The organism is Enterobacter sp. 120016, assembly GCF_018383635.1.
Classification (GTDB): domain Bacteria; phylum Pseudomonadota; class Gammaproteobacteria; order Enterobacterales; family Enterobacteriaceae; genus Enterobacter; species Enterobacter asburiae_D.
In genome coordinates this window covers 39,123-66,116 of record NZ_JAHAWC010000003.1, presented here as the reverse complement: position 1 = coordinate 66,116, position 26,994 = coordinate 39,123, and the positions used below count along the sequence as shown (strand labels likewise).

Annotated in this window: 28 protein-coding genes; 22 read left to right on the top strand and 6 right to left on the bottom strand. The window is 56.6% G+C overall.

Going from position 1 to position 26,994, the window contains the following annotated elements:
* The first annotated feature begins 8 nt into the window (after nucleotides 1-8).
* The 4 genes from rimJ to murJ all read left to right on the top strand — a co-directional run bounded on the left by rimJ (nucleotide 9) and on the right by murJ (nucleotide 3,850).
* A complete protein-coding gene (gene rimJ / locus KIF87_RS06615) occupies nucleotides 9-593 on the top strand; it encodes a ribosomal protein S5-alanine N-acetyltransferase (RefSeq protein ID WP_008500822.1) in 585 nt (194 codons plus the stop codon).
* 9 nt (nucleotides 594-602) lie between these two features.
* Complete coding sequence (locus KIF87_RS06610) at nucleotides 603-1,259, top strand: YceH family protein (protein WP_213328264.1); 657 nt, start codon at nucleotides 603-605, stop codon at nucleotides 1,257-1,259.
* A 2-nt stretch (nucleotides 1,260-1,261) separates the two neighbouring features.
* Nucleotides 1,262-2,185, top strand: a complete 924-nt coding sequence (locus KIF87_RS06605) for a Gfo/Idh/MocA family protein (RefSeq protein WP_213328263.1) — start codon at nucleotides 1,262-1,264, stop codon at nucleotides 2,183-2,185.
* Nucleotides 2,186-2,314: 129 nt separating this feature from the next.
* Complete coding sequence (gene murJ, locus KIF87_RS06600; RefSeq protein WP_213328262.1) at nucleotides 2,315-3,850, top strand: murein biosynthesis integral membrane protein MurJ; 1,536 nt, start codon at nucleotides 2,315-2,317, stop codon at nucleotides 3,848-3,850.
* Nucleotides 3,851-3,909: 59 nt separating this feature from the next.
* Here the strand turns inward: murJ and flgN are convergent, their stop codons facing one another.
* From flgN to flgA, 3 genes are all read right to left on the bottom strand, one after another.
* The gene (flgN, locus tag KIF87_RS06595) at nucleotides 3,910-4,335 is read right to left on the bottom strand and encodes a flagella biosynthesis chaperone FlgN (protein WP_025755834.1); all 426 of its coding nucleotides are present in this window, start codon (nucleotides 4,333-4,335) and stop codon (nucleotides 3,910-3,912) included.
* Nucleotides 4,336-4,339: 4 nt separating this feature from the next.
* On the bottom strand, nucleotides 4,340-4,633 hold the full coding sequence (gene flgM / locus KIF87_RS06590) for a flagellar biosynthesis anti-sigma factor FlgM (RefSeq protein ID WP_023335261.1): 294 nt from the start codon (nucleotides 4,631-4,633) through the stop codon (nucleotides 4,340-4,342).
* A 93-nt stretch (nucleotides 4,634-4,726) separates the two neighbouring features.
* A complete protein-coding gene (gene flgA / locus KIF87_RS06585) occupies nucleotides 4,727-5,386 on the bottom strand; it encodes a flagellar basal body P-ring formation chaperone FlgA (protein WP_213328261.1) in 660 nt (219 codons plus the stop codon).
* A gap of 157 nt (nucleotides 5,387-5,543) precedes the next feature.
* Here flgA and flgB point away from each other — a divergent pair, with 157 nt between their 5' ends.
* The 11 genes from flgB (at nucleotide 5,544) to flgL (ending at nucleotide 15,440) form a co-directional block, all read left to right on the top strand.
* Nucleotides 5,544-5,960, top strand: coding sequence for a flagellar basal body rod protein FlgB (flgB, locus tag KIF87_RS06580; protein WP_023311135.1), 417 nt, complete (start codon nucleotides 5,544-5,546; stop codon nucleotides 5,958-5,960).
* A gap of 3 nt (nucleotides 5,961-5,963) precedes the next feature.
* Nucleotides 5,964-6,368, top strand: coding sequence for a flagellar basal body rod protein FlgC (gene flgC, locus KIF87_RS06575; RefSeq protein WP_008500814.1), 405 nt, complete (start codon nucleotides 5,964-5,966; stop codon nucleotides 6,366-6,368).
* Between the two features lie 11 nt (nucleotides 6,369-6,379).
* Complete coding sequence (gene flgD, locus KIF87_RS06570; RefSeq protein WP_213328260.1) at nucleotides 6,380-7,090, top strand: flagellar hook assembly protein FlgD; 711 nt, start codon at nucleotides 6,380-6,382, stop codon at nucleotides 7,088-7,090.
* A gap of 26 nt (nucleotides 7,091-7,116) precedes the next feature.
* Nucleotides 7,117-8,367 (top strand): flagellar hook protein FlgE, encoded by a 1,251-nt coding sequence (flgE, locus tag KIF87_RS06565; RefSeq protein WP_029740348.1) that lies wholly within the window; start codon nucleotides 7,117-7,119, stop codon nucleotides 8,365-8,367.
* Between the two features lie 20 nt (nucleotides 8,368-8,387).
* Nucleotides 8,388-9,143: a flagellar basal body rod protein FlgF gene (locus KIF87_RS06560; RefSeq protein ID WP_029740347.1), complete on the top strand. Its 756-nt coding sequence runs from the start codon at nucleotides 8,388-8,390 to the stop codon at nucleotides 9,141-9,143.
* Between the two features lie 11 nt (nucleotides 9,144-9,154).
* Entirely contained in the window at nucleotides 9,155-9,937 is a 783-nt protein-coding gene (gene flgG / locus KIF87_RS06555; protein WP_008500810.1) for a flagellar basal-body rod protein FlgG, read from the top strand.
* 57 nt (nucleotides 9,938-9,994) lie between these two features.
* Nucleotides 9,995-10,693 (top strand): flagellar basal body L-ring protein FlgH, encoded by a 699-nt coding sequence (flgH, locus tag KIF87_RS06550; RefSeq protein WP_024909015.1) that lies wholly within the window; start codon nucleotides 9,995-9,997, stop codon nucleotides 10,691-10,693.
* A 12-nt stretch (nucleotides 10,694-10,705) separates the two neighbouring features.
* On the top strand, nucleotides 10,706-11,803 hold the full coding sequence (locus KIF87_RS06545; RefSeq protein ID WP_148243241.1) for a flagellar basal body P-ring protein FlgI: 1,098 nt from the start codon (nucleotides 10,706-10,708) through the stop codon (nucleotides 11,801-11,803).
* Entirely contained in the window at nucleotides 11,803-12,756 is a 954-nt protein-coding gene (gene flgJ, locus KIF87_RS06540; RefSeq protein ID WP_213328259.1) for a flagellar assembly peptidoglycan hydrolase FlgJ, read from the top strand. The genes KIF87_RS06545 and flgJ overlap by 1 nt, the downstream gene beginning before the upstream one ends.
* Nucleotides 12,757-12,831: 75 nt before the next feature.
* Nucleotides 12,832-14,472, top strand: coding sequence for a flagellar hook-associated protein FlgK (flgK, locus tag KIF87_RS06535; RefSeq protein ID WP_213328258.1), 1,641 nt, complete (start codon nucleotides 12,832-12,834; stop codon nucleotides 14,470-14,472).
* 14 nt (nucleotides 14,473-14,486) lie between these two features.
* Nucleotides 14,487-15,440, top strand: coding sequence for a flagellar hook-associated protein FlgL (flgL, locus tag KIF87_RS06530; protein WP_213328257.1), 954 nt, complete (start codon nucleotides 14,487-14,489; stop codon nucleotides 15,438-15,440).
* A 75-nt stretch (nucleotides 15,441-15,515) separates the two neighbouring features.
* Here the strand turns inward: flgL and KIF87_RS06525 are convergent, their stop codons facing one another.
* Nucleotides 15,516-16,730 (bottom strand): MFS transporter, encoded by a 1,215-nt coding sequence (locus tag KIF87_RS06525; protein WP_213328256.1) that lies wholly within the window; start codon nucleotides 16,728-16,730, stop codon nucleotides 15,516-15,518.
* Nucleotides 16,731-16,875: 145 nt separating this feature from the next.
* On the opposite strand from KIF87_RS06525, the gene KIF87_RS06520 reads away from it, so the two are divergent.
* A complete protein-coding gene (locus tag KIF87_RS06520; protein WP_407601102.1) occupies nucleotides 16,876-17,778 on the top strand; it encodes a LysR substrate-binding domain-containing protein in 903 nt (300 codons plus the stop codon).
* 41 nt (nucleotides 17,779-17,819) lie between these two features.
* Here KIF87_RS06520 and rne read toward each other — a convergent pair whose 3' ends face one another.
* Nucleotides 17,820-20,948 (bottom strand): ribonuclease E, encoded by a 3,129-nt coding sequence (rne, locus tag KIF87_RS06515; protein WP_213328254.1) that lies wholly within the window; start codon nucleotides 20,946-20,948, stop codon nucleotides 17,820-17,822.
* Between the two features lie 572 nt (nucleotides 20,949-21,520).
* Between rne and rluC the strand changes: the two genes are divergently transcribed.
* On the top strand, nucleotides 21,521-22,468 hold the full coding sequence (rluC, locus tag KIF87_RS06510) for a 23S rRNA pseudouridine(955/2504/2580) synthase RluC (protein WP_024909023.1): 948 nt from the start codon (nucleotides 21,521-21,523) through the stop codon (nucleotides 22,466-22,468).
* A gap of 66 nt (nucleotides 22,469-22,534) precedes the next feature.
* Here rluC and KIF87_RS06505 read toward each other — a convergent pair whose 3' ends face one another.
* The gene (locus KIF87_RS06505) at nucleotides 22,535-23,119 is read right to left on the bottom strand and encodes a Maf family protein (RefSeq protein ID WP_193940001.1); all 585 of its coding nucleotides are present in this window, start codon (nucleotides 23,117-23,119) and stop codon (nucleotides 22,535-22,537) included.
* A 140-nt stretch (nucleotides 23,120-23,259) separates the two neighbouring features.
* Here KIF87_RS06505 and yceD point away from each other — a divergent pair, with 140 nt between their 5' ends.
* The 5 genes from yceD (at nucleotide 23,260) to fabD (ending at nucleotide 26,991) form a co-directional block, all read left to right on the top strand.
* A complete protein-coding gene (gene yceD, locus KIF87_RS06500; RefSeq protein WP_014883375.1) occupies nucleotides 23,260-23,781 on the top strand; it encodes a 23S rRNA accumulation protein YceD in 522 nt (173 codons plus the stop codon).
* Nucleotides 23,782-23,797: 16 nt separating this feature from the next.
* Nucleotides 23,798-23,971: a 50S ribosomal protein L32 gene (gene rpmF / locus KIF87_RS06495; RefSeq protein ID WP_003857964.1), complete on the top strand. Its 174-nt coding sequence runs from the start codon at nucleotides 23,798-23,800 to the stop codon at nucleotides 23,969-23,971.
* Nucleotides 23,972-24,051: 80 nt separating this feature from the next.
* Entirely contained in the window at nucleotides 24,052-25,086 is a 1,035-nt protein-coding gene (gene plsX, locus KIF87_RS06490) for a phosphate acyltransferase PlsX (protein WP_213328253.1), read from the top strand.
* A gap of 6 nt (nucleotides 25,087-25,092) precedes the next feature.
* Nucleotides 25,093-26,046, top strand: coding sequence for a beta-ketoacyl-ACP synthase III (locus KIF87_RS06485; protein ID WP_032658014.1), 954 nt, complete (start codon nucleotides 25,093-25,095; stop codon nucleotides 26,044-26,046).
* Between the two features lie 15 nt (nucleotides 26,047-26,061).
* Nucleotides 26,062-26,991, top strand: coding sequence for an ACP S-malonyltransferase (gene fabD / locus KIF87_RS06480; RefSeq protein ID WP_213328252.1), 930 nt, complete (start codon nucleotides 26,062-26,064; stop codon nucleotides 26,989-26,991).
* Nucleotides 26,992-26,994 lie beyond the last annotated feature (3 nt).

Genomic DNA, 26,994 nt, shown 5'->3' with positions numbered 1-26,994 from the left:
TGGTATCGATGTTTGGCTATCGCAGTAATGTGCCAAAAGTGCGTCTGACAACGGACAGGCTGGTCGTTCGTCTGGTGCATGAGCGTGATGCCTGGCGTCTGGCGGATTATTACGCCGAGAATCGCCAGTTTTTAAAACCCTGGGAACCCGTTCGGGATGAGAGCCACTGTTACCCTTCCGGCTGGCAGGCGCGCCTCAGCATGATTACGGAATTTCACAAGCAGGGCAGCGCGTTTTATTTCGCGCTGCTGGATCCTGAAGAGAAAGAGATTATCGGGATCGCCAATTTTTCAAACGTGGTGCGGGGATCGTTTCACGCCTGCTATCTTGGCTACTCCATCGGCCAGAAATGGCAGGGGCAGGGGCTGATGTACGAGGCGTTAACGGTGGCGATCCGCTATATGCAGCGCACGCAGCATATCCATCGCATCATGGCGAACTATATGCCGCATAATCAGCGCAGCGGCAATTTGCTGGCGCGTTTAGGGTTCGAGAAAGAGGGTTACGCCAAAGACTATCTTCTGATAGACGGAGAGTGGCGCGACCACGTTCTGACGGCGTTAACCACCCGGGACTGGACCGCAGGTCGTTAAGGAGAAAAGATGAAGTATCAGCTAAACGGTACAGAAGCGCGCGTGATTGGGTGCTTACTCGAAAAACAGGTCACCACGCCGGAGCAGTATCCGCTCTCCGTCAACGCCGTGACCATGGCCTGCAACCAGAAGACCAACCGCGAGCCGGTGATGAACCTCAGCGAGCATGACGTTCAGGACGTGCTGGATGCGCTGGTAAAACGCCACTATCTGCGCACCGTCAGCGGCTTCGGCAACCGCGTGACCAAATACGAACAGCGCTTTTGTAACTCCGAATTCGGTGACCTGAAGCTGAGCAGCGCGGAAGTGGCGGTCATCACCACGCTGCTGCTGCGCGGGGCGCAGACGCCGGGGGAGCTGCGCACGCGCGCTTCCCGTATGCATGAGTTCAGCGATATGCAGGAGGTCGAGCAGACCCTGGAAGGGCTGGCTTCTCGTGAAGACGGCCCGTACGTGGTGCGACTGGCGCGCGAACCGGGCAAACGTGAAAGCCGCTATATGCATCTGTTCAGCGGCGACGTCGATGTCGCTACCGCTACCGTGGAGAGCGACGCGGGATCCTCAGCAAGTAATGACACTCTTGCCGCGCGGGTAGAGGCGCTGGAAGAAGAGGTCGCTGGGCTGAAACAGCGTCTGGATGCGTTGCTGGCACATTTGGGAGACTGACGGTGAAAAAATTACGCGTAGGCGTGGTGGGGCTGGGCGGCATCGCGCAAAAAGCCTGGCTGCCTGTTTTAGGTGCGGCGACGGACTGGACGCTGCAAGGGGCATGGTCGCCCACCCGCGAAAAGGCAGAACGTATTTGCGAAACCTGGCGCATTCCGTATGCTGCCTCCCTGCAGGATCTGGCCCGCGAGTGTGATGCGGTCTTTGTGCATACCTCAACGGCAACCCACTATCAGGTTGTGAGCGAGCTGCTCAATTTGGGGGTTCACGTCTGCGTGGATAAGCCGCTGGCTGAAAATGTTCAGGATGCCGAGCGGCTGATTGAGCTGGCCGCGCGCAAAAAGCTGACGCTGATGGTGGGCTTCAACCGTCGTTTCGCGCCGCTTTATCAACAGCTGAAGGCGCAGTCGGGCACGCTCGCCTCGCTGCGGATGGATAAGCACCGCACCGACAGCATTGGGCCTAACGATCTGCGCTTCACCCTTCTGGATGATTATCTGCACGTTGTGGATACGGCGCTGTGGCTGAGCAACGGCGAAGCGCTGCTGAAAAGCGGTACCCTGTTGACGAATGACCAGGGGCAGATGGTCTACGCGGAACACCACTTCGCCGTTGAGCATCTTCAGATTACTACCAGCATGCACCGTCGGGCGGGAAGCCAGCGTGAATCCGTGCAGGCGGTGACCGACGGCGCGCTGTATGACATTACGGACATGCGCGAGTGGCGGGAAGAGAAGGGCAACGGCGTGGTGACGCTCCCGGCGCCAGGCTGGCAGAGCACCCTGGAGCAGCGCGGTTTCGCAGGATGCGCCCGCCACTTTATCACCTGCGTGCAAAATCAGACGGTTCCTGAAACGTCCGGCGAGCAGGCCATTCTGGCGCAGCGCATTGTGGAAAGGCTCTGGCGCGAAGCCATGAGCGAATAACTCGCTGTAACATCTGCGGATAGTAATTCGTTGAAATCCGGTTAGACTAAGCGCCGCTTGTTGGCTTTGCCGGGTGGCGCTTAGTCTCACCCGGCCTACAATTCCGTATGGTTCTGGAAATTCACGTTAATGAACTTATTAAAATCGCTGGCGGCCGTCAGCTCGATGACCATGTTTTCCCGGGTGCTGGGTTTTGCGCGCGACGCCATTGTGGCAAGGGTATTTGGTGCAGGGATGGCCACGGACGCCTTTTTCGTCGCGTTCAAACTGCCGAACCTGCTGCGTCGTATTTTTGCGGAAGGGGCGTTTTCTCAGGCATTCGTGCCTATTCTGGCGGAATATAAAAGCAAGCAGGGTGAAGACGCCACGCGCGTCTTTGTTTCTTATGTCTCCGGTCTGCTGACGCTGGCTTTGGCGGTGGTGACCGTACTCGGGATGCTGGCCGCGCCGTGGGTGATTATGGTGACCGCGCCCGGTTTTGCCGATACGGCTGACAAATTTGCGCTGACCTCGCAGCTGCTGCGCATTACTTTCCCCTATATTCTGCTCATCTCGCTGGCCTCGCTGGTGGGGGCGATCCTGAATACCTGGAACCGCTTCTCTGTTCCGGCGTTTGCGCCGACGTTTCTCAACGTCAGCATGATCGGTTTTGCCCTGTTCGCCGCGCCGCATTTTAACCCGCCGGTGCTGGCGCTGGCCTGGGCGGTCACCGTCGGCGGCGTGCTGCAGCTGGCGTATCAGCTGCCGCATCTGAAAAAAATCGGCATGCTGGTGCTGCCGCGCATCAATCTCAAAGATGCCGGGGCGATGCGCGTGATCAAGCAGATGGGGCCCGCTATTCTCGGCGTCTCCGTCAGCCAGATCTCGCTTATCATTAACACCATCTTTGCCTCTTTCCTCGTGTCCGGCTCGGTTTCCTGGATGTACTACGCCGACCGTCTGATGGAGTTCCCGTCCGGGGTGCTGGGCGTGGCGCTGGGGACCATCCTGCTGCCGTCGCTGTCGAAAAGTTTTGCCAGCGGCAACCATGATGAATATTGCCGCCTGATGGACTGGGGGTTACGTCTCTGCTTCCTGCTGGCCCTGCCAAGCGCGGTGGCGCTGGGTATCCTGGCTAAACCGCTGACGGTGTCGCTCTTCCAGTACGGGAAGTTCACCGCCTTTGATGCCGCCATGACCCAGCGCGCGCTGATTGCCTACTCGGTCGGATTGATGGGGCTGATCGTCGTCAAGGTGCTGGCGCCCGGGTTCTACTCGCGTCAGGACATCAAAACGCCGGTGAAAATTGCCATTGTGACGCTGATTATGACCCAGCTGATGAACCTGGCGTTTATTGGTCCGCTGAAGCATGCAGGCCTGTCATTATCGATTGGTCTGGCGGCCTGTCTGAATGCCGGGCTGCTGTACTGGCAGCTGCGCAAGCAGGATATCTTTACGCCGCAGCCGGGCTGGGCAAGTTTCCTCGTGCGTTTGGTTGTGGCGGTACTGGTGATGTCTGCCGCGCTGCTCGGCATGATGTACGTGATGCCGGAGTGGTCTCAGGGCACCATGCCTTACCGTCTGATGCGGCTGATGGCCGTGGTAGGCGTCGGGGTGGTGGCTTACTTTGCCACGCTCGCGGTGCTGGGCTTCAAAGTGAAAGAGTTTGCCCGCCGTACGGCATAAACGCCAAAAGGGGAGTTCACCTTATGGTGCTCCCCGCTGCATGATTTGTCGCCCAGGCGTCAAATCGAAATCTTTTTAACTCCCGCAATACGCGCAGTCGCCGTCTGACCATCCGCACCGTACAGTCCGGTTTCTTTATGCGGTTTCAAGACCTCAAGCGCCTGCTGATTACGCTCAATCTGACCTTCCAGTAGCCAGCCGTTGTGCTGGTTAAGGTCGCGCAGGTGCTGGGTTTTTTCGGTAATGGTTTGCCAGCGCTCAACAATATCGTCATTGGCGCTGCGCTTAGGATCCTGCTCAGCGCGGCGCTGTTGCTCCAGATAATCCAGCGTTGCCAGAAGCGAACTTTTGTCTTCAGTAATACGCTGCAGCGCGCTGCCGTTGATGTGACCGGAAGAGAGATGCTGCTGCTCAGCGTCCATTACCGTTTTCAGGTCGTTCAGGACAACCGTCATTTGATCCAGTATTTCTGACAGTCGACTCATACGGTTAGTTACTCTGTAAGAAACTCTGTGCTTCCTGAATCAGGGCATCAGCAATCTTGCTGGTATCCATTTTCAGCTCACCGTTACGAATAGCCGTTTTCAGCGCTTCAACACGTTCCATATTGATATCGTTGCTGCCTGGCTGCATCAGTTTTGCCTGCGCGTCGCTCAGGGTTACGCTGGTGCTGTTGGACGTTGACGGTTTTTCCAGACGCGTTTTCTGCGTCGTCGCGTCATTCGTTTCGCGAGGTTGTACAGCGCTTACCGGCTTCAGGGCTGATGTACGATCAATGCTCATAGTGTTGTCCTCATCGAGGGTTCGCGGCGTTTGCGCCTGACATCATCATTAGTGGAATATTTATCGGCACGCGCCGCGAAATCTTTAAAAAGATTATAGGTTAATCAGAATATTCCCATCAGAATCGACGGTTCCGCTCACCACCTGGCCTGAGGACATTCTGACGCGGGCGTTTTGCGCCACCGCGGCATTGTTTAACGCTTTCCCTTCACTGTTGATGCTAAAGCCATCTCCGTTGGCCACCACCATCACCTGTTGACCCGCTTTTACCCGCCATGACTGACGCAGCATTGAGAGCTGTATCGGCTGGCCGGGGGCGACATCGCGCAGGCTGACGGCGTCCTGTGCCTGATTCATTTCCAGCATGGTACGTGGAGGCAGCTGATCCAGACGGCCGCGCTTCAACGTCACGCTGTTCGTCTGCAGCACGCTGCCGCGCGCAATCGGCACGGCGGCGACAACATAATTGCCCGTCGCCTGAACTGCAACCTGTAAATAGCGTTTTTCGTTGGCGCAGCGTGCCAGCACGTTCACATTACCCCACAGCCTGGTGGTCCCCGACACGCTGAATGACGGTTGGTCACAGGTAGGGTACAGATTCGGTGGGGTGCGCACGGTCACGTTAACCTCATCGCTAAAGCCTGCCAGCTTTTCAGCAAAAAAAGCCGTCAGCCGATCCTGTAAGCCTTCAGCCTGCACCAGAGGGCTAAACAGCAAGAAAGTTGCCATCAGGGCACGTTTTAACGTTTGCATCGCAAGTTCCACCGTTTCCAGAGTTGAATGAATTCTACCTGCAGTGGTTTTGCATCAACGCAATAAATAGCGACGCATTTTGCGCTTATTCCGTCGATAGGGGAGACCGGGTGAGATTTAAGCTGTGAACTGAAATTTTGCCATCAGCGGAGGAGACATGCTCGATAAACTCGACGCCGCGTTACGTTTTCAGCAGGAAGCGCTCAATTTACGCGCCCAGCGGCAGGAGATTTTAGCCGCCAACATCGCTAACGCCGATACCCCAGGGTTTCAGGCGCGCGATATTGATTTTTCCAGTGAACTCAAAAAGGTGATGGAGCGTGGACGTGCCGAAGGAACGGGTGTTGCACTTGCCATGACATCCTCTCGCCATATACCTGCTCAGGCGATGACCGCACCAGCGACCGATTTACTTTACCGCATTCCCGATCAGCCCTCACTCGACGGTAACACCGTGGATATGGACCGGGAGCGTACCCAGTTTGCCGATAACAGCCTGAAATACCAGACGGGGCTGACCGTACTCGGCGGACAAATCAAAGGCATGATGAACGTCCTGCAGGGGGGGAACTGATAGATGGCCTTGTTGAATATTTTTGATATTGCCGGTTCGGCGTTAACCGCGCAGTCCAAACGCCTGAACGTGGCTGCCAGTAACCTGGCAAACGCCGACAGCGTAACCGGACCAGACGGCCAGCCGTATCGGGCCAAACAGGTTGTCTTTCAGGTCGATGCTGCGCCTGGCGCGGCGACGGGCGGCGTGAAGGTGTCTGATGTGGTAGAGAGCCAGGCGCCGGACAGGCTGGTGTATGAACCGGGTAACCCGCTCGCGGATGCCAGCGGATACGTGAAAATGCCAAACGTGGATGTGGTGGGTGAGATGGTGAACTCCATGTCGGCTTCCCGTAGCTACCAGGCCAACGTCGAAGTGCTTAATACCGTGAAGAGCATGATGCTCAAAACGCTCACTCTCGGCCAGTAAAGGAGACATGCATGTCCATCGCCGTAAATGTGAATGATCCTACGAACTCGGGTGTTAATAACACGAAGAGTACGACAGGTTCTAACTCCCTCACCGGGAGCAATGCCTCCGATCTTCAGGGCAGCTTTCTGACGCTGCTGGTGGCGCAGCTTAAGAACCAGGATCCCACCAACCCAATGCAGAACAACGAACTGACCACGCAGCTTGCGCAGATCAGCACCGTGAGCGGCATTGAGAAACTCAACACCACCCTCGGCTCCGTCTCTGGGCAGATTAACAGTGCCCAGTCTCTGCAGGCGGCAAGTCTGATTGGTCACGGGGTGATGATCCCGGGAACCACGATTCTTGCTGGCACCAGCACTACCGAAGGCAACACCACAACGACCACAACGCCGTTTGGCGTTGAGCTCCAGCAGCCGGCTGACAAGGTGACTGCAACGATCACGGATGCCAATAACGTGGTGGTTCGCACCATTGATATCGGCGAGCTGAAGGCGGGCGTTCACACCTTTACCTGGGATGGCAGCCTGACCGACGGCACTAAAGCACCAAACGGTTCCTACAAAGTAGCGATCAGCGCCAGCAACGGCACGACCCAGCTGGTGGCGCAGCCGCTGCAGTTCGCGCTGGTCCAGGGCGTGATTAAAGGAAGCGACGGCAACAAACTGGATTTGGGAACCTCTGGTTCCACCACACTCGACGAAGTTCGGCAGATTATCTAAGCCTTAACACTTATCAGGAGTAAGTCATGGCCTTTTCTCAAGCGGTCAGCGGCCTGAATGCTGCGGCCACCAACCTGGACGTCATTGGCAACAACATCGCCAACTCCGCGACCTACGGTTTTAAATCCGGTTCTGCTTCATTTGCAGACATGTTTGCCGGTTCCAAAGTCGGCCTGGGCGTGAAAGTTGCGGGCATCACTCAGGACTTTACCGACGGCACCACCACCAACACCGGTCGTGGTCTGGACGTTGCCATCAGCCAGAACGGTTTCTTCCGTATGGTCGATTCCAACGGCTCTGTGTTCTACAGCCGTAACGGTCAGTTCAAGCTGGACGAAAACCGTACGCTGGTTAACATGCAGGGCATGCAGCTGACGGGCTACCCGGTAGCGGGTACGCCACCAACCGTTCAGACCGGTGCGAACCCTCAGGCGATTACTATCCCGAATACCCTGATGGCGGCGAAATCGACCACCACCGCGACGCAGCAGATCAACCTGAACTCAACCGATCCTGTTCAAACAGCCCCCTTCGATGCGACAAACCCGGATACCTATAACAAAAAAGGGACCGTGACCGTATTCGACAGCCAGGGTAACGCCCATAACATGTATGTCTACTACGTTAAGACGGCCGACAATAAATGGGATCTTTACACTCAGGACGGCAGCGTTGCGGGTTCTACTGCGGCCAAAGCGGCGCAGATGAACTTTGATGCGAACGGTAACCTGGCGGGTGTCTATAACTACGACGCTGCGGGTGTACTGAGCGCAACGCCAAACGCCACGCCGGCAATTAACATTACCACGGGTTCTGTCAGCGGTGCGACGGCTGCGACCTTCTCCCTGAGCTTCCAGAACTCCATGCAGCAGAACACTGGAGCGAACAGCGTTGTGGCAACCAATCAGAACGGCTACAAGCCTGGCGATCTGGTGAGCTACCAGATCAACGACGATGGCACCGTGGTGGGAAGCTACTCTAACGAACAGTCTCAGGTTCTGGGGCAGATCGTGCTGGCAAACTTCGCCAACAACGAAGGCCTGAAATCGGAAGGCGACAACGTCTGGTCTGCCTCCCAGTCCTCCGGGGTGGCGCTGCTGGGTACCGCAGGCACCGGTAACTTCGGCAAGCTGACCAACGGCGCGCTGGAAGCCTCCAACGTGGATATGAGTAAAGAACTGGTGAACATGATTGTCGCGCAGCGTAACTATCAGTCGAACGCGCAGACCATCAAAACCCAGGATCAGATCCTCAACACGCTGGTTAACCTGCGTTAAGCGGCTAACAGGAAAGCGCAATGGATCACGCAATATATACCGCGATGGGCGCGGCAAGCCAGACGCTCAACCAGCAGGCCGTTACCGCCAGCAACCTGGCAAACGCCTCAACGCCGGGCTTTCGCGCGCAGCTTAATGCGCTGCGCGCGGTGCCGGTTGAAGGGCTTTCCCTGCCAACCCGTACGCTGGTGACGGCATCAACCCCTGGCGCAGACATGACGCCAGGGCAGATGGACTACACCTCACGCCCGCTGGACGTTGCCCTGCAGCAGGACGGCTGGCTGGCGGTGCAAACGGCGGACGGCAGCGAAGGCTATACCCGTAACGGCAATATCCAGGTGAGCGCGACGGGCCAGCTGACGATTCAGGGTCATCCGGTGATGGGTGAAGCGGGTCCGCTGACCGTGCCGGAAGGCTCTGAGCTGACTATCGCCGCGGACGGCACCATTTCGGCGCTGAACCCGGGCGACCCGGCCAACACCGTTGCGCCCGTCGGACGTCTGAAGCTGGTTAAGGCGGAAGGCAAAGACGTGCAGCGTGGCGACGACGGCATGTTCCGTCTGACCCAGGCGGCGCAGGCGACGCGTGGTGCCACGTTACAGGCCGACCCGAGCATCCGCGTGATGTCCGGCGTTCTGGAAGGCAGCAACGTCAAGCCGGTAGCCGCCATGAGCGACATGATTGCCAGCGCCCGTCGTTTTGAAATGCAGATGAAGATCATCAGCAGCGTGGATGAAAACGCGGGCAAAGCTAACCAACTTCTGGCTATGAGTTAACAGGACTCCTTATGATCAGTTCTTTATGGATCGCGAAAACTGGCCTGGACGCCCAGCAAACCAATATGGACGTGATTGCCAACAACCTGGCAAACGTGAGCACCAATGGTTTCAAGCGTCAGCGTGCCGTTTTCGAAGATTTGCTTTATCAAACCATCCGCCAGCCGGGCGCGCAGTCTTCTGAACAGACGACGCTGCCGTCGGGCCTGCAGATCGGTACCGGCGTTCGTCCGGTGGCCACCGAGCGTCTGCACAGCCAGGGCAACCTGTCACAGACCAACAACAGTAAAGACGTGGCGATCAAAGGCCAGGGTTTCTTCCAGGTGCAGCTGCCTGACGGTACCTCTGCCTATACCCGCGACGGTTCGTTCCAGGTCGATCAGAACGGCCAGCTGGTGACGGCGGGCGGTTTCCAGGTTCAGCCTGCGATTACCATCCCGGCGAACGCCCTGAGCATCACCATCGGACGTGACGGTGTGGTCAGCGTGACCCAGCAGGGACAGGCCGCGCCGGTTCAGGTTGGGCAGCTTAACCTGACCACCTTCATGAACGATACCGGTCTGGAAAGCATTGGTGAGAACCTCTACACCGAAACGCAATCCTCCGGTACGCCCAATGAGAGCACCCCGGGCCTGAACGGTGCGGGCCTGCTGTACCAGGGTTATGTTGAAACGTCTAACGTGAACGTGGCGGAAGAGCTGGTGAATATGATCCAGGTTCAGCGCGCGTATGAAATTAACAGTAAAGCAGTGTCGACGACCGACCAGATGCTGCAGAAACTGACGCAACTCTAAGGTGTAGCCCGGTGCGGTAAACGCCGCACCGGCTCCCTGTTTTCGAAGATGAAGGCAATGCAAAAAAACGCGGCGTTTCGTTATCCGATACTGACTGTTCTGGCTGTCACCCTCAGCGGGTGTGCTTTGATCCCGTCTAAACCATTGGTCCAGGGTGCGACGACTGCCCAACCCGTTCCTGGCCCTGCGCCAGTGGTAAACGGCTCCATTTTCCAGACCGCGCAGCCGATTAATTACGGCTATCAGCCGCTGTTTGAAGATCGCCGCCCGCGTAACGTCGGCGATACATTGACCATTGTGCTGCAGGAAAACGTCAGCGCGAGCAAGAGCTCGTCGGCGAACGCCAGCCGCGATGGCAAAACCAATTTTGGCTTCGATACCGTGCCACGCTATCTCGAAGGGCTGTTCGGCAACGCGCGTGCTGATGTGAACGCGTCCGGCGGCAATACCTTTAACGGCAAAGGCGGCGCGAACGCCAGCAACACCTTCAGCGGTACGCTGACGGTCACGGTTGACCAGGTACTGGTTAACGGCAACTTACACGTTGTGGGTGAAAAACAGATCGCCATCAACCAGGGCACTGAATTCATTCGCTTCTCGGGCGTGGTTAACCCTCGCACCATCAGCGGCACCAACACCGTTCCGTCCACCCAGGTGGCGGATGCGCGCATTGAGTACGTCGGTAACGGCTATATCAATGAAGCGCAAAATATGGGTTGGCTGCAGCGCTTCTTCCTTAATTTATCGCCGATGTAAGCGAGGTGACCCATGTTTAAATCGATCTTCGCCGTGGCGCTCGCGCTGGTGGCAACATTTGCCCAGGCTGACCGTATTCGCGACCTCACCAGCGTTCAGGGCGTACGTGAAAACTCCCTGATTGGCTACGGCCTGGTGGTGGGTCTGGATGGTACCGGTGACCAGACGACCCAGACGCCGTTCACCACCCAAAGCCTGAACAACATGCTTTCCCAGCTCGGCATTACCGTGCCGGCGGGAACCAATATGCAGCTGAAAAACGTGGCCGCGGTAATGGTCACCGCCTCCTTCCCGGCATTTGCGCGTCAGGGGCAGACCATTGATGTGGTGGTCTCCTCAATGGGTAACGCCAAAAGCCTGCGCGGCGGTACGCTGCTGATGACTCCGCTGAAAGGCGTTGACAGCCAGGTGTATGCGCTGGCGCAGGGGAACATTCTGGTTGGCGGTGCGGGTGCATCCGCAGGTGGAAGCAGCGTGCAGGTGAACCAGCTGAACGGTGGACGTATCACCAACGGTGCGATCATTGAGCGTGAACTGCCGACCCAGTTTGGCGCGGGCAACACCATCAACCTGCAGCTCAATAATGAAGACTTCACGATGGCGCAGCAAATTGCCGATACCATCAACCGCAGCCGCGGCTACGGTAATGCAACGGCACTCGATGCGCGCACCGTGCAGATCCGTACCTCCACCGGCAGCAGCAACCAGGTGCGCATGCTGGCGGATATCCAGAATATGGAAGTGAACGTTCCGGTACAGGATGCCAAGGTGATCATCAACTCCCGTACCGGCTCGGTGGTGATGAACCGGGAAGTGTCGCTGGACAGCTGTGCCGTGGCGCAGGGGAACCTCTCCGTGACGGTAAACCGCTCCGCGAACGTGAGCCAGCCGAATACGCCATTTGGTGGCGGTCAGACGGTGGTGACGCCGCAAACGCAGATTGATATGCGCCAGAGCGGCGGGTCACTGCAGAGCGTTCGCTCCAGCGCCAACCTGAACAGCGTGGTGCGTGCCCTGAACGCGTTGGGCGCAACGCCGATGGACCTGATGTCTATCCTGCAATCCATGCAAAGCGCGGGCTGCCTGCGCGCCAAACTGGAAATCATCTAATGCTGACCGATAGCAAACTGTTGACCAGTGCAGCCTGGGACGCCCAGTCGCTCAACGAACTGAAAACCAAAGCAGGCAAAGACCCGGCGGCGAGCATCCGCCCGGTCGCCCGCCAGGTGGAAGGGATGTTTGTACAGATGATGCTGAAAAGCATGCGTGAAACCCTGCCGAAAGACGGGATGTTCAGCAGTGATTCAACGCGTCTCTACACCAGCATGTATGACCAGCAGATTGCGCAGCAGATGACCGCCGGGAAAGGCCTCGGTCTGGCTGACATGATTGTGAAACAGACCGAAGCCGCGCAGGGCATTCAGCCTCAGGAGCAGCCGCAGCAGGTGCCGATGAAGTTCGACCTGGAAACGGTGACCAGTTACCAGAACCAGGCCCTGACGCAAATGGTGCGTAAAGCCATACCTAAAGCGACGGGCAGCGGCGATGAGCCGCTCTCCGGTGACAGCAAAGACTTCCTGGCGCAGCTTTCTCTGCCTGCGCGTCTTGCCAGCGAACAGAGCGGCGTGCCGCATCACCTGATTCTGGCGCAGGCCGCGCTGGAGTCGGGCTGGGGTCAGCGCCAGATCCGCAAGGAAAACGGCGAGCCGAGCTTCAACATCTTCGGCGTGAAGGCCACCTCCAGCTGGAAGGGGCCGACAACGGAGATCACCACCACCGAATACGAGAACGGTGCGGCGGTGAAGGTCAAAGCAAAATTCCGCGTCTACAGCTCTTATCTGGAAGCATTGTCCGATTATGTCGGCCTGCTGAGCCGAAATCCGCGTTATACCGCCGTTACGCAGGCGGCGACGGCGGAGCAGGGTGCTCAGGCGCTGCAAAACGCGGGCTACGCGACTGACCCGAACTATGCACGCAAGCTCACCAGCATGATCCAGCAGCTGAAATCCATGGGCGAGAAGGTCAGCAAAGCCTATAGCACAGATATTGAAAATCTGTTCTGAAAGTTCTCAAGTCCCGGTGGAGGTTGCCGATAACCTTCATCAGGACTCGTGTCTGAACGTATAAAAGGAACCCCCATGTCCAGTTTGATTAACAGCGCCATGAGTGGCCTCAGTGCCGCGCAGTCGGCACTCAATACCGTCAGTAATAATATTTCAAGCTATAACGTGGCAGGTTACACCCGCCAGAGCACGGTGCTGGCCGCATCTAACAGCACGCTGACCGGCGGTGGCTGGGTGGGTAACGGGGTTTATGTCTCCGGTGTCCAGCGTGAGTATGACGCCTTCATCACTAACCAGCTGCGCGCCGCGCAGACGCAGAGCAGCGGTCTGACGACGCGCTATCAGCAGATGTCAAAAATTGACGATGTGCTCTCCGATACCACCAACTCGCTCTCCACCACCCTGCAGGATTTCTTCAAAAGCCTGCAAACGCTGGTGAGCAACGCGGAAGACCCGGCTGCACGTCAGACGGTGCTGGGTAAAGCGGGTGGTCTGGTCAATCAGTTCAAAACCAACGATCAGTATCTTCGTGACCAGGATACGCAGGTCAATACCGCCATCTCAAGCAGCGTGTCTCAGATCAACAACTACGCGACACAGATTGCGAACCTGAACGATCAGATTTCCCGTCTGACCGGCGTCGGTGCGGGCGCTTCGCCTAACGACCTGCTGGACCAGCGGGATCAGCTCGTGACTGAACTGAACAAAATCGTGGGCGTGGAAGTCTCCGTGCAGGATAGCGGCACGTTTAATATCTCTCTCGGCAACGGTTACAGCCTGGTGCAGGGCAGCAAAGCCAGCCAGCTGGCGGCCGTGAAGTCCAGCGCCGATCCGGCTCGTACGACCATCGCCTACGTCGATGACGTGGCGGGCAATATTGAGATCCCCGAGAAATTTATCACCACCGGTTCTTTGGGCGGTTTACTGACCTTCCGCACGGAAGATCTGGATAAAGCGCGTAACAGCCTGAACCAGATGGCGTTGGCCTTCGCCGATGCGATGAACACGCAGCATGAAGCCGGTTTTGATGCGAACGGTGATGCGGGCGGTAAGCTGTTCAACTTTGGTTCTCCGGCGGTGCTGTCCAACAGCAAGAACGGCGGCTCGGCCGTTGTCACGGCCTCCGTGGCGGACAGTAAACAGGTCCAGGCGACAGACTATAAGCTGCAGTTTAACGGTACTGACTGGACGGTCACCCGCACGTCAGACAAAACCAGCTTTACGATGAGCCCGGATGCCAGCGGTAATCTGTCGTTTGATGGTCTTAACGTCAACGTTAGCGGCACGGCAAATACCAAAGACAGTTTCACCGTGGAGCCCGTTTCCAACGTTATCATGAACATGGATCTCGCGATCAGCGACGAATCCAAACTGGCGATGGCATCGGTGCAGAACGGCGGCGAAAGTGACAACCGTAACGGCCAAAAACTGCTCGATCTGCAAAACGCTAAAGTGGTGGGGGGCAACAAAACCTTCAACGATGCGTATGCCTCTCTCGTCAGTACCGTCGGTAGCTCAACGGCGTCACTGAAGGTGAGTAGCCAGACGAAAGCCAATGTGGAAACACAGCTAATCAAGCAGCAGCAGACCATCTCTGGGGTAAACCTCGACGAAGAGTATGGCAATTTGCAGCGTTATCAGCAGTATTACCTGGCCAATGCCCAGGTGTTACAAACTGCCAGTACGCTCTTCGATGCAATTATCAACATTCGTTAAGGTTGAGGTGAACAATGCGTATTAGCACCCAGATGATGTATGAGCAGAACATGCGTGGGATCACCGATTCCCAGAGCAGATGGCTGAGCTACGGTGAGCAGATGTCCTCCGGTAAGCGCGTCAATCGTCCTTCGGACGATCCTATCGCCGCGTCGCAGGCCATCGTTCTGTCGCAATCTCAGTCGCAAAACAGCCAGTTTGCACTCGCGCGTACCTTTGCAACTCAGAAGGTCTCGCTGGAAGATAACGTGCTAACCCAGGTGAACACCGCAATCTCAAGCGTGCGCGAGAAGTTAGTCTACGCGTCGAACGGCACATTAAGCGATGACGACCGTCTTTCTCTGGCGACCGATATTCAGGGGATCCGCGATCAGCTGATGAACCTGGCCAACACGACGGATGGTAATGGTCGCTTTATCTTTGCGGGATACAAAACCGAGAGCGCACCGTTTGATGCCGCGACCGGGGATTACAACGGCGGCGCAGAGGCCATCACCCAGCAGGTTGATACGGCGCGAAATATGACCATCAGCCATACCGGACAGCAAATTTTCGAAAGCATTACCAGTAATGCGGAACAGCTGCCGGGCGGTGGATATGGCCAGACCAACATGTTCAAAATCCTGGATTCTGCCATTGCGTCGCTGAAGACACCGATTGAGAACGATCCGGCTGCCGCAACGGCGCAAAACCAGGTGATTGCCAATGCGCAAATCGGCATCAAAAACTCCCAGAACAACGTCCTGACGGTCGTTGCGGATGTGGGAACCAAGATGAACGAGCTGGAAAAACTCGATACACTGGGTGATGACCGCGCCCTGGGTCAGACCAAGCAGATGAGTGACCTGGTGGATGTTGACTGGAACGAAGCGATTTCCTCTTACACCATGCAGCAGGCGGCCCTGCAGGCGTCTTATAAAGCGTTTAGCGATATGCAGGGCATGTCTCTGTTCCAGCTGAACAAATAACATCTTGACCTCTTAGAACATGTCTTGAAACTGGGCATGTTTTACTGCCCAATCCGTCTGGATTGGGCATTTTTTTTATGCAACTTCCGCCGGTGCGGAGGCGACTCGTGCGCTTTCTATCAGACGGATTGCCAGCGCAATGACGCCACAGACTGTCGCCAGCGCGACCACGCCCGTCCAGCCAGCCAGCGAGTAGATATTGCTGCCTAACGCGGAACCCAGCGCCATCCCGATAAAGACCACCGTAAAGAGCAGGGCATTGAGACGACCCCGCGCCTGCGGTTCAAGGCTGTATACCAGGTTCTGGTGAGCGACCAGGCTGGACTGCAGGCCCAGGTCGAACCCGACGGCGGAGACGGCGATAAGCATCAGCTGTCCATGAACGCCCAACGCGGGCATCAGGAACATCAGGGCGAATGAGACGGTCACAAGAACTGCACCAAGCTGCGTGACTTTTCCCGCGCCGAGTTTGTCCGCCAGACCTCCTGCCAGCGGGGCAGCTAACGCACCGGCGGCACCAACAATACCAAAGCCCCCCGCGACGGCACTACCCAGGTGATAGCGTTCCAGCAGCATGACCGCAAGCGTAGACCAGAAGGCGCTAAAGGCAACCGACAGAAAACCCTGGGCCAGCGCCGCACGGCGCAGCGCCGGATAGCGACGCCACAGATGTTCCATTGAGCGCATCAGCGCCGGGTAGCTCAGCGTGGAGTGAATGGCAAAACGCGGAAGCACAAACCACATCATAACCCCGATGAACGCAATGCTCGCCGCCGCCAGCTGGTACATGACGCGCCAGCCAAACGCTTCGCCCACCACGCCGCTCACGGTTCTTGATAATAAGATGCCCATCAGCAGCCCGGTCATTACCGTGCCTACGGTTTTCCCCTGTTTACCTTCCGGCGCAAGAATGGCCGCGGCAGGGACGATATCCTGTGCCATGGTGGCGGCCATGCCGATGAGCAGGCTTGCCAGCAGCAGAGAATGGATCTGCCCGGTCAGGCTACAGCCGAGAAGAAACAGCGCCAGCGCCGCACTCTTTATCAGGATTAACGTCCTGCGGTCGTGGCGATCGCCGAGCGGTAGCAGGAACAGGATCCCCAGGGCATATCCCGCCTGGGTGAGCGTCGGGACCAGGCCCATTCCTTCGATACTCAGGTGAAGGTCTGCGCCCATCAGCGGCAGCAGAGGCTGAGCATAATAGATAGATGCCACGCTGAAACCTGCACCTATCGCCAGCATTAAGATTACCCAGCGGCTCACGGCATGGGCGGCGGTTGTTGTGTTCATAAGATGTTCCTCATTCGTCGTGTGAGGCTATTTTTTATCAGTACGTCTTGCGACGGTAGCGGGCCCGGTGGTAAAACGCTTATACGTTGAACGTATAAGTGAAAATGCGATGAAAAGAGCTGAGCGTATAGACAGGGTCGAGTTAATGCGGACGTTTGTCCGCATTGTGGAGGCGGGTTCCCTCTCTGCGGCGGCGCGGCAGCTGGCCACCACTCAGGCCACGGTGAGCAGACGGTTACAGTCGCTGGAGACCATGCTGGGGGTGCGCCTGATACTGCGCACTACCCATACGACGCGGCTGACGGATGACGGCGAGCGCTGCTATCAACACGCCCGTCGGGTGATTGACAGCTGGCTGGCGCTGGAAGATGAGGTGGGGCAGACGGAAGATGAGCCCGTAGGCGTGCTGCGGGTGCGGGCACCCCACGCGTTTGGTCAGGACCAGCTTCTGAAACCCGTAACCGAATTTTTGCAACGCTATCCACAGCTTTCGATTGAGTGGATGCTTAACGATCGGTCGGCGGACTTCCTCGGCGACAACCTTGACTGTGCTATTCGGGTGGGCGTGGAGGTCGATCCGGCGACCGTATCCGTGCTGCTGGCCGAAGTGCCGCGCTCGGTGGTGGCTTCACCGGCGCTGCTGGCCCGTTTTCCAACGGTTACCACGCCGGAGGATTTGCAGCAGTTTCCCTGGATAGCGATTAGCTCTTTCTACCAGCGCCATGTAGAGCTTTTTCACGATGCATCACCTGCCACCGCGCGAGTGGCGATTACCCCACGCCTCAGCACCGATAGCCTGTATGTCGCACGCAATACGGCGCTCACCGGCCTTGGCGTGGCGGTGGTATCCAGCTGGACGGTACAGGATGATATTCGGGAAGGGCGGCTGGTGCATTTGCTGCCAGAGTGGCAGCCAGCGGCGCTACCGGTGCATCTGGTTTATCCCTGGTCCCGTTATTATCCGGCACGCTTGCGGCGTTTTCTGGAGTTGATGCGGCAGGTCATGCCGGAGGTCACCGGGATGAGAAAGCCCGTGCAGCAGCCATAAAAAAAGCCGACCCTAAGGTCGGCTTTTTACTTTCAGCGTCGTTATTCGACAGACTGCGGACGCGTTGCCGGTGCAGTCGCCTGATGCGTTGCACTGTGGCCGCCTGCAGCGCCTTTACCGTCAAAGCTGAACGCCGGGCGTACCCAGTCACTGTGACGCGGGGCTTCTGGCACGTAATCCGGCGCCGGGGCGCGCGTCATTGGTGCCGTCGCCACGTGGGCAGCGGCTGGCGCAGAGACAACCGGCTCAGGTTTCACCTCAGGCGCTTTCGCTTCTTCGACAACCGGTTCAACCTGAATCTCAACGTCCTGAACGACTTCTTCAGTGGTGGTTTCAACGAGGGTTTCAGCGGTGTCTTCCACTGCGGCTACAGGTTCGGCCTCTTCAGCGACTTCCTCAGCCACCACGGCATCTTCCTCGGCGATAAGCTGCGGTGCGGCATCAACCGGCGCGGCAATCACTTCTGGATGGGTGGTTTCAACTTCCACTGCGTGAGGTGCTTCCGTTTCAACAACCTGAGGTTCAACCACGGTTGCTGCTTCAGTCACGACGTCTTCTACCGCTGCTGCGGGTGCAATCACCTCTTCGGTTACAGGCTGTTCTTCAACAACCTGCTCCGGGCGAGCAACCGGGTAGCGGATCCAGACTTTACCGGAGGCCATTTCTGGTGAAGCACAGGCAATGGTCAGCGGCATTGGCGACTGAGTTGGGTAACGCTCGTCACGATAGCGACGACGGCGCTGGCCGCTGACGCGCAGATGACGTGGAGAACGGCGTGAACGGCGCGGCATACCGGCGTTATCACGGTTTTCACCGTTATCATCCTGCTCAACGTTGTTTTCAACGACCGCTGGGAGATCAACTTTCGCCAGCTGCGTACCGGTTGTGCTCTCGCTGGTTTCAACCGCGACAACGGCTGACTCTTCGGTTACTTCAGAGGCGAAGCGAACTTTCTGAGCAAGCTGGCGCTGCTTACGACGCGGCATAACCTGAGTACGTTCTTCCTGCTCGCCGTCCTGCTGTTCAACAGGCTCTTCGCGGTTCAGGTTTTTGACTTCCTGCTGTGCCTGACGCTTCTCGTCGTTACGACGACGGCTGCGTTCACGGCGCGGCTGCTGGTCATCACGCTGTTTGCTCTTCTCAGACTCATCGCCCGCCTGCTGGCGAATTTCACGATCTTCAACATTTGGCTGTTGTTTCTCGCGACGGTTGCGGCGGTTGTCTTCGCGTTGCTCACGGCCTTCGCCATTCTCAGAGCGATTGTCGCGGTTGTCACGACGCTCGCTGCGGTCATTACGGTCATTACGATCGCTGCGGTCGTTACGATCGCGGCGGTTGTTTTGACGCTTGCGACGATCCTGCTGACGCTCTGGTTTGGCCGCTTTAGGCTCTTCTTTCGGCTGCTCTGGCTGAACTTCTTCTTCAGCAAACATCTTCTTCAGCGCGCCAAAGAAGCGGCTCAGCAGACCCGGCTGTGCCGGCTGGGCTTTCGCTGCAGCTGCTTCTGGTTTCTGCGCTTCAGGTTTGGCAGCAGGTTTTTCCAGAGCTGCTTCCGGTGGCGCTTCTGGCATGATGAAGGTCGCTAACGCAGGCTGCTCTGGCAGTTTGCGCTCGGCAGGCTCTTCATCGGAAGGCAGGGCCATCTCTTCTTCATGCAGCTTCGGCAGCAGGTAGCTGAGGGTGGTTGTCTCTTCGCCCTTACGCACACGCAGTACGTGATAGTGTGGGGTCTGCATCTGGTCGTTTGGCACGATGATGCAGCGAACGCCGCCCTGACGCGCTTCAATCGCACTTACCGCTGCACGTTTTTCGTTCAGCAGGTAAGAGGCAACGGGCACTGGCACAATGGCGTGAACCTCTTTGGTATTCTCTTTCAGCGCTTCTTCTTCAATCAGACGCAGAATGGAGAGGGACAGAGATTCGTTATCACGCACGGTACCGGTGCCGGAGCAGCGCGGACAGACGTGATGACTGGACTCACCGAGAGACGGGCTCAGACGCTGACGGGACATCTCCAGTAGGCCAAAGCGTGAGATATGGCTAATCTGGATACGCGCCCTGTCCTGACGCACTGCTTCGCGCAGACGGTTTTCAACCGCACGCTGATGGCGAACAGGGGTCATGTCGATGAAGTCGATAACAATCAGACCACCCAGGTCGCGCAGGCGGAGCTGGCGGGCGATTTCATCAGCGGCTTCGAGGTTAGTGTTGTAGGCGGTCTCTTCGATATCGCCACCGCGCGTTGCACGTGCGGAGTTGATGTCGATAGCGGTCAGCGCTTCAGTGGTATCGATAACGATAGAACCGCCGGAAGGCAGGCGCACTTCACGCTGGAAGGCCGACTCAATCTGGGATTCGATCTGATAGTGGCTGAACAGCGGGATTTCACCGGTGTACAGTTTAATTTTGCTGGTGAAATCCGGACGACCCAGCGCGGCGATGTGCTGGCGCGCCAGCTCAAGCACTTTCGGGTTATCGATAAGAATCTCACCGATGTCCTGACGCAGGTAATCACGGAAGGCACGCACGATAACGTTACTTTCCTGGTGGATCAGGAACGGAGCAGGGCGGCTTTCCGCTGCTTTCTGAATGGCTTCCCAGTGCTTCAGACGGAAGCTCAGGTCCCATTGCAGCGCTTCGGCTGATTTGCCTACGCCTGCGGTACGCACGATAAGCCCCATGCCATCAGGCAGTTCGAGGCTTGCCAGCGCTTCTTTCAGCTCGGTACGGTCATCACCTTCGATACGGCGAGAGATGCCACCCGCACGCGGGTTGTTAGGCATCAGAACCAGATAGCTCCCTGCCAGGCTGATAAAAGTGGTCAGTGCGGCACCTTTGTTGCCACGCTCTTCTTTATCAATCTGAACGATAACTTCCTGACCTTCACGCAGAACATCTTTGATGTTTGGGCGGCCATGGGCGTTGTAGTTTGCAGGGAAATATTCGCGGGCGATTTCTTTCAGGGGGAGGAAACCATGACGCTCAGCACCGTAATCGACAAATGCAGCTTCAAGGCTTGGTTCAATGCGGGTGATTTTACCTTTGTAAATGTTCGCTTTTTTCTGTTCGTGTCCAGGACTTTCGATATCCAGATCGTACAGGCGCTGCCCATCCACAAGGGCGACACGCAACTCTTCTTGCTGAGTTGCGTTGATTAACATTCTTTTCATCGTAACTTACTCGTTATTCTTACATTGACGACAAAGCTGCGGGCAAGGTGACGCTTTCCGGGGTATGAACCGATGGCCTCGTGTCTGTTCACGTCGCCAACCTCACGGTTGTCGCTCGCTTAAGAGGCGCAGAGTGTCGGTTGCCTGTGTTTCATACGGAAACACAGCGCAATTATCAGGGGAATTGCCTGGGTAGAACTCTCCAGAGAACAATCCTTATACCGGGAAGTACTGCAACCCGCAGCCCGCTAACTGCCTGAAAGATCAATACGTCTTACGCCATTGCTGCGTTGATGATCGGTCAGACAAAATTGGTCATTCCGTCAACATCCTTACTTAACCAGGATTTAACACGGAAAACAGCCTCATTATTCCACTGCTCGCCGGGTTATAGCAAGATGACTTTTACCAATTATCACCCGGTTACTCACAGTTTCTTCACTTCAGAATGGCGATTGGTTTAATAACCACCAAATCGGTTGCGCGAAACGGGGAGCTGGCCGGATAAAAGTAAATATAAGCATAGAAAAATGAGTGGCGCTAATGGCTGACGATATTTAGAATCGCCAACCATGAAAACAGAGACTCCAGCCGTAAAAATGGTTGCCATCGCCGAAGATGACGCGGGGCAACGTATCGATAACTTTTTGCGCACCCAGTTGAAAGGTGTGCCAAAGAGTATGATTTACCGCATCCTGCGTAAGGGCGAGGTGCGGGTTAACAAAAAACGCGTGAAGCCCGAGTACAAACTCGAGGCGGGCGATGAAGTGCGTATTCCGCCGGTGCGCGTTGCGGAACGTGAAGAAGAGACCGTTTCACCGAAGCTACAGAAAGTGGCGGCCCTGAGCGATGTGATCCTTTACGAAGATGATCACATTCTGGTGCTCAATAAACCGTCAGGAACGGCTGTCCATGGCGGTAGCGGTCTGAGCTTCGGCGTGATTGAAGGGCTGCGAGCCCTGCGCCCGGAAGCGCGCTTCCTTGAGCTGGTGCACCGTCTTGACCGCGACACCTCTGGCGTACTGCTGGTGGCGAAAAAGCGTTCTGCGCTGCGTTCGTTGCACGAACAGCTGCGAGAAAAAGGGATGCAGAAAGACTACCTGGCGCTGGTTCGCGGTCAGTGGCAGTCCCACGTAAAAGTGGTGCAGGCGCCGCTGCTGAAGAATATTCTGCAAAGCGGTGAACGCATTGTCCGCGTGAGCCAGGAAGGGAAACCGTCTGAGACGCGCTTTAAAGTTGAAGAGCGCTATGAGTTTGCCACGCTGGTGCGCTGCAGTCCGGTGACCGGTCGTACCCACCAGATCCGCGTGCACACGCAGTTTGCAGGACACCCTATCGCCTTTGATGACCGCTATGGCGACCGCGAGTTTGATAAGCAGCTGGCGGGGACGGGGCTGTCGCGTCTGTTCCTGCATGCGGCAGCGCTGAAGTTTACCCATCCTAATACGGGGGAAGTCATCCGTATTGAAGCGCCGTTAGATGAGCAGTTGAAACGCTGTCTTAAGGTTCTGCGCGGCTGATTTTGCTTTCCTCCCTCTCCCTGTGGGAGAGGGCCGGGGTGAGGGCATCAGGCCGCAGCGTCCCAGTCACATTGTCAGCGGATTACACTCTTCTCGTCTTAACATCTGACACAGGGCAATCAGCGGTAACCCCACCAGCGTGTTGGGATCGCGACCGTCCAGCTTGTCGAACAGCGCAATCCCCAATCCTTCACTTTTAAAGCTCCCCGCACAGTTCAGCGGTCGCTCACGGCGAACATAATCCACGATCTCTTGCTCGCTGAGATGGCGGAAGTGTACGTCGAACGGCTCGCACTCCGTTTGCAGATGACCGGTGGCGGAGTTATAGAGCGCCAGGCCCGTATAAAAGGTCACGATCGTGCCTCGCGCACGCAGAAGCTGCTGGCAGGCGTTCTCTTCCGTATGGGGCTTGCCGGTGATTTCGCCGTCCAGCACGCAAACCTGATCGGAGCCTATAATCAAATGCGAAGGATAGCGTGCGGCCAGCGACTGCGCTTTCTCCTTAGCAAGACGCGTCACCAGATGACGCGGTGACTCGCCCGGCTGTGGCGTCTCATCAACCTCTGGCGCGGCGCATTCAAACGGGATCCCGAGCTTTTCCAGCAGCGTTCGGCGGTAGGGAGAAGTGGAGGCAAGGACGAGATTTGGCATATTTTTATCACCAGATATAGCGTATCGATGCCAGCCATTTTAAACTACAGGCCGCAATGTGTGCGAATAATTGGCAAAAGGCAGCTCTGGTTGCCTTTTTCTTTGACTCTATGACGTTACAAAGTTAATATGCGCGCCCTATGCAAAAGGTAAAATTACCCCTGACTCTTGATCCGGTTCGTACGGCTCAAAAACGCCTCGATTACGAAGGTATCTATACTTCCGATCAGGCTGAGCGTATTGCCGAATCCGTAGTCAGTGTGGACAGTGATGTAGAATGCTCCATGTCGTTCGCTATCGACAACCAGCGTCTCGCCGTTTTAACCGGTGATGCAAAGGTGACGGTAACGCTCGAGTGTCAGCGTTGCGGGAAACCGTTTGTACAGCATGTTCACACAACGTATTGTTTCAGTCCGGTTCGTTCTGACGAACAGGCTGAAGCACTCCCGGAAGCGTATGAGCCGATTGAGGTTAACGAATTCGGTGAAATCGATCTTCTGGCTCTGGTTGAAGATGAAATCATCCTCACCTTGCCAGTGGTTCCGGTGCATGATTCTGAACACTGTGAAGTGTCCGAGGCGGACATGGTCTTTGGGGAACTGCCTGATGAAGCGCAAAAACCAAACCCATTTGCCGTATTAGCCAGCTTAAAGCGTAAGTAATTGAGGAGTAAGGTCCATGGCCGTACAACAGAATAAACCAACCCGTTCCAAACGTGGCATGCGTCGTTCCCATGACGCGCTGACTGCAGTTACCAGCCTGTCTGTAGACAAGACTTCTGGTGAGAAACACCTGCGTCACCACATCACCGCTGACGGTTTCTACCGCGGCCGCAAGGTTATCACTAAGTAATCACGCGCAAGCGTGATTAGGCTTAGTGAGGATTTCCCCGTGCAAACGGGGAATTTACCGAACCAGGCTGCGACGATACCTTGACACGTCTAACCCTGGCGTTAGATGTCATGGGGGGAGATTTTGGCCCTTCCGTGACAGTGCCTGCAGCATTGCAGGCACTGAATTCTAATTCGCAACTCACACTTCTTTTAGTCGGCAATCCCGACGCAATCACGCCATTACTCGCAAAAGCTGACTTTGAACAACGTTCGCGTCTGCAGATTATTCCTGCGCAGTCAGTTATTGCCAGTGATGCCCGACCCTCGCAGGCTATTCGCAATAGTCGTGGCAGCTCTATGCGGATAGCGCTGGAGGTGGTGAAAGAAGGGCGAGCCCAGGCCTGCGTTAGCGCGGGGAATACCGGCGCGCTGATGGGGCTGTCGAAATTACTGCTCAAACCTATTGAAGGTATTGAGCGTCCGGCGCTGGTGACGGTGTTACCGCATCAGCAGAAGGGCAAGACGGTGGTGCTCGATTTGGGCGCTAACGTCGACTGTGATAGTACTATGCTGGCTCAGTTTGCCGTGATGGGATCGGTGCTGGCAGAAGAAGTCGTCGGGATCAACACTCCCCGTGTTGCGTTACTGAACATTGGTGAAGAAGAGACCAAAGGCCTGGACAGCATTCGCGAAGCGGCTGAATTGCTCAAACAGGTTCCCTCCATCAACTATATTGGTTATCTCGAAGCCAATGAGTTGTTGACGGGTAAAACGGATGTTCTGGTGTGCGATGGCTTCACCGGAAACGTCACGTTGAAGACCATGGAAGGGGTCGTGCGCATGTTTCTTTCTCTGCTGAAATCTCAGGGAGAAGGCAAAAAAAGCGCCTGGTGGCTAATTTTATTAAAGCGTTGGTTACAAAAGAGCCTGACGCGGCGATTCAGTCACCTCAACCCCGACCAGTATAATGGCGCCTGTCTGTTAGGATTGCGCGGCATCGTGATTAAGAGTCATGGCGCCGCCAATCAGCGAGCATTTGCTGTCGCGATTGAACAGGCAGTGCAGGCGGTGCAGCGACAAGTCCCTCAGCGGATTGCCGCTCGCCTGGAATCTGTATTAGCTAAAAGTGACTGAGCGTACATGTATACGAAGATTTTAGGTACCGGCAGCTACCTGCCAAAACAAGTGCGTACCAACGCCGATCTGGAAAAAATGGTAGATACGTCTGACGAGTGGATTGTCACGCGCACAGGTATCCGTGAACGTCGTATTGCCGCGCCAGACGAAACCGTGTCGACCATGGGTTACGAAGCCGCACAGCGTGCTATCGAAATGGCCGGCATTGATAAAGAACAGATTGGTTTGATCGTGGTCGCCACGACGTCTGCCACGCATGCTTTCCCAAGCGCGGCGTGCCAGGTGCAGAACATGCTCGGCATCAAAGGTTGCCCGGCGTTTGACGTCGCTGCCGCGTGCGCAGGCTTCACCTATGCGCTGAGCGTTGCCGATCAGTACGTGAAATCCGGTGCTGTTAAATATGCGCTGGTGATCGGTGCTGACGTGCTGGCGCGCACCTGCGATCCAACCGATCGCGGAACGATCATTATTTTTGGTGATGGTGCAGGCGCGGTGCTGCTGGGGCAGTCCGAAGAGCCGGGTATCATCTCGACGCATCTGCATGCTGATGGCAGCTACGGCGAACTGTTGACTCTGCCTAACGCCGATCGCGTTAATCCGGACAACTCGATTTTCCTGACCATGGCAGGGAACGAGGTGTTCAAGGTGGCGGTGACTGAGCTTGCGCACATCGTTGATGAAACGCTGGAAGCGAATAACCTTGAGCGCTCCGCGCTTGACTGGCTGGTGCCGCATCAGGCGAACCTGCGTATCATCAGCGCGACCGCGAAAAAGCTCGGCATGTCGATGGATAACGTTGTGGTGACGCTGGATCGTCACGGCAATACCTCTGCGGCGTCGGTACCGTGCGCATTTGATGAAGCGGTACGCGATGGACGAATCAAACGGGGCCAGCTGGTCTTGCTTGAAGCCTTCGGTGGCGGGTTCACCTGGGGTTCCGCGCTGGTTCGTTTCTAGGATAAGGAATAAAAAATGACGCAATTTGCTTTTGTGTTCCCGGGCCAGGGCTCTCAAACCGTTGGGATGTTGTCTGAAATGGCAGCACACTATCCGGTTATTGAAGAGACTTTCCGTGAAGCTTCTGATGCACTGGGTTATGATTTATGGGCGCTGACCCAGCAGGGTCCGGCCGAAGAACTGAACAAAACCTGGCAGACCCAGCCAGCGCTGCTGACCGCGTCCGTTGCGCTGTGGCGCGTCTGGCAGCAGCAGGGCGGTAAAGCGCCAGCGCTGCTCGCCGGTCACAGCCTGGGTGAATACTCTGCGCTGGTGTGTGCCGGCGTGATCGCGTTTGCTGACGCGGTACGTCTGGTTGAACTGCGCGGTAAATTCATGCAGGAAGCGGTGCCGGAAGGCACGGGCGGCATGTCTGCCATCATCGGTCTGGATGACGCTGCAATTGCAAAAGCGTGTGAAGAATCTGCTGAAGGCCAGGTTGTCTCTCCGGTAAACTTCAACTCGCCGGGCCAGGTGGTTATCGCCGGTCATAAAGAAGCGGTTGAACGTGCGGGTGCTGCCTGTAAAGCCGCTGGCGCGAAACGTGCGCTGCCGCTGCCGGTCAGCGTGCCTTCTCACTGTGCGCTGATGAAGCCTGCTGCCGAGAAACTGGCGGTTGAGCTCCAAAAAATTACGTTTAACGCACCGACGATTTCTGTTGTGAACAACGTCGATGTGAAATGCGAAACCACGCCGGAAGCTATCCGTGACGCACTGGTTCGCCAGCTCTACAGCCCGGTACAGTGGACCAAAACCGTTGAGTTTATGGCAGCGGAGGGCGTTGAGCATCTGTATGAAGTCGGTCCAGGTAAAGTCCTCACCGGTCTGACAAAACGTATTGTTGACACCCTGACAGCCTCGGCGATTAACGAGCCGGAAGCAATGTCAGCGGCACTCTCGCAATAAAAG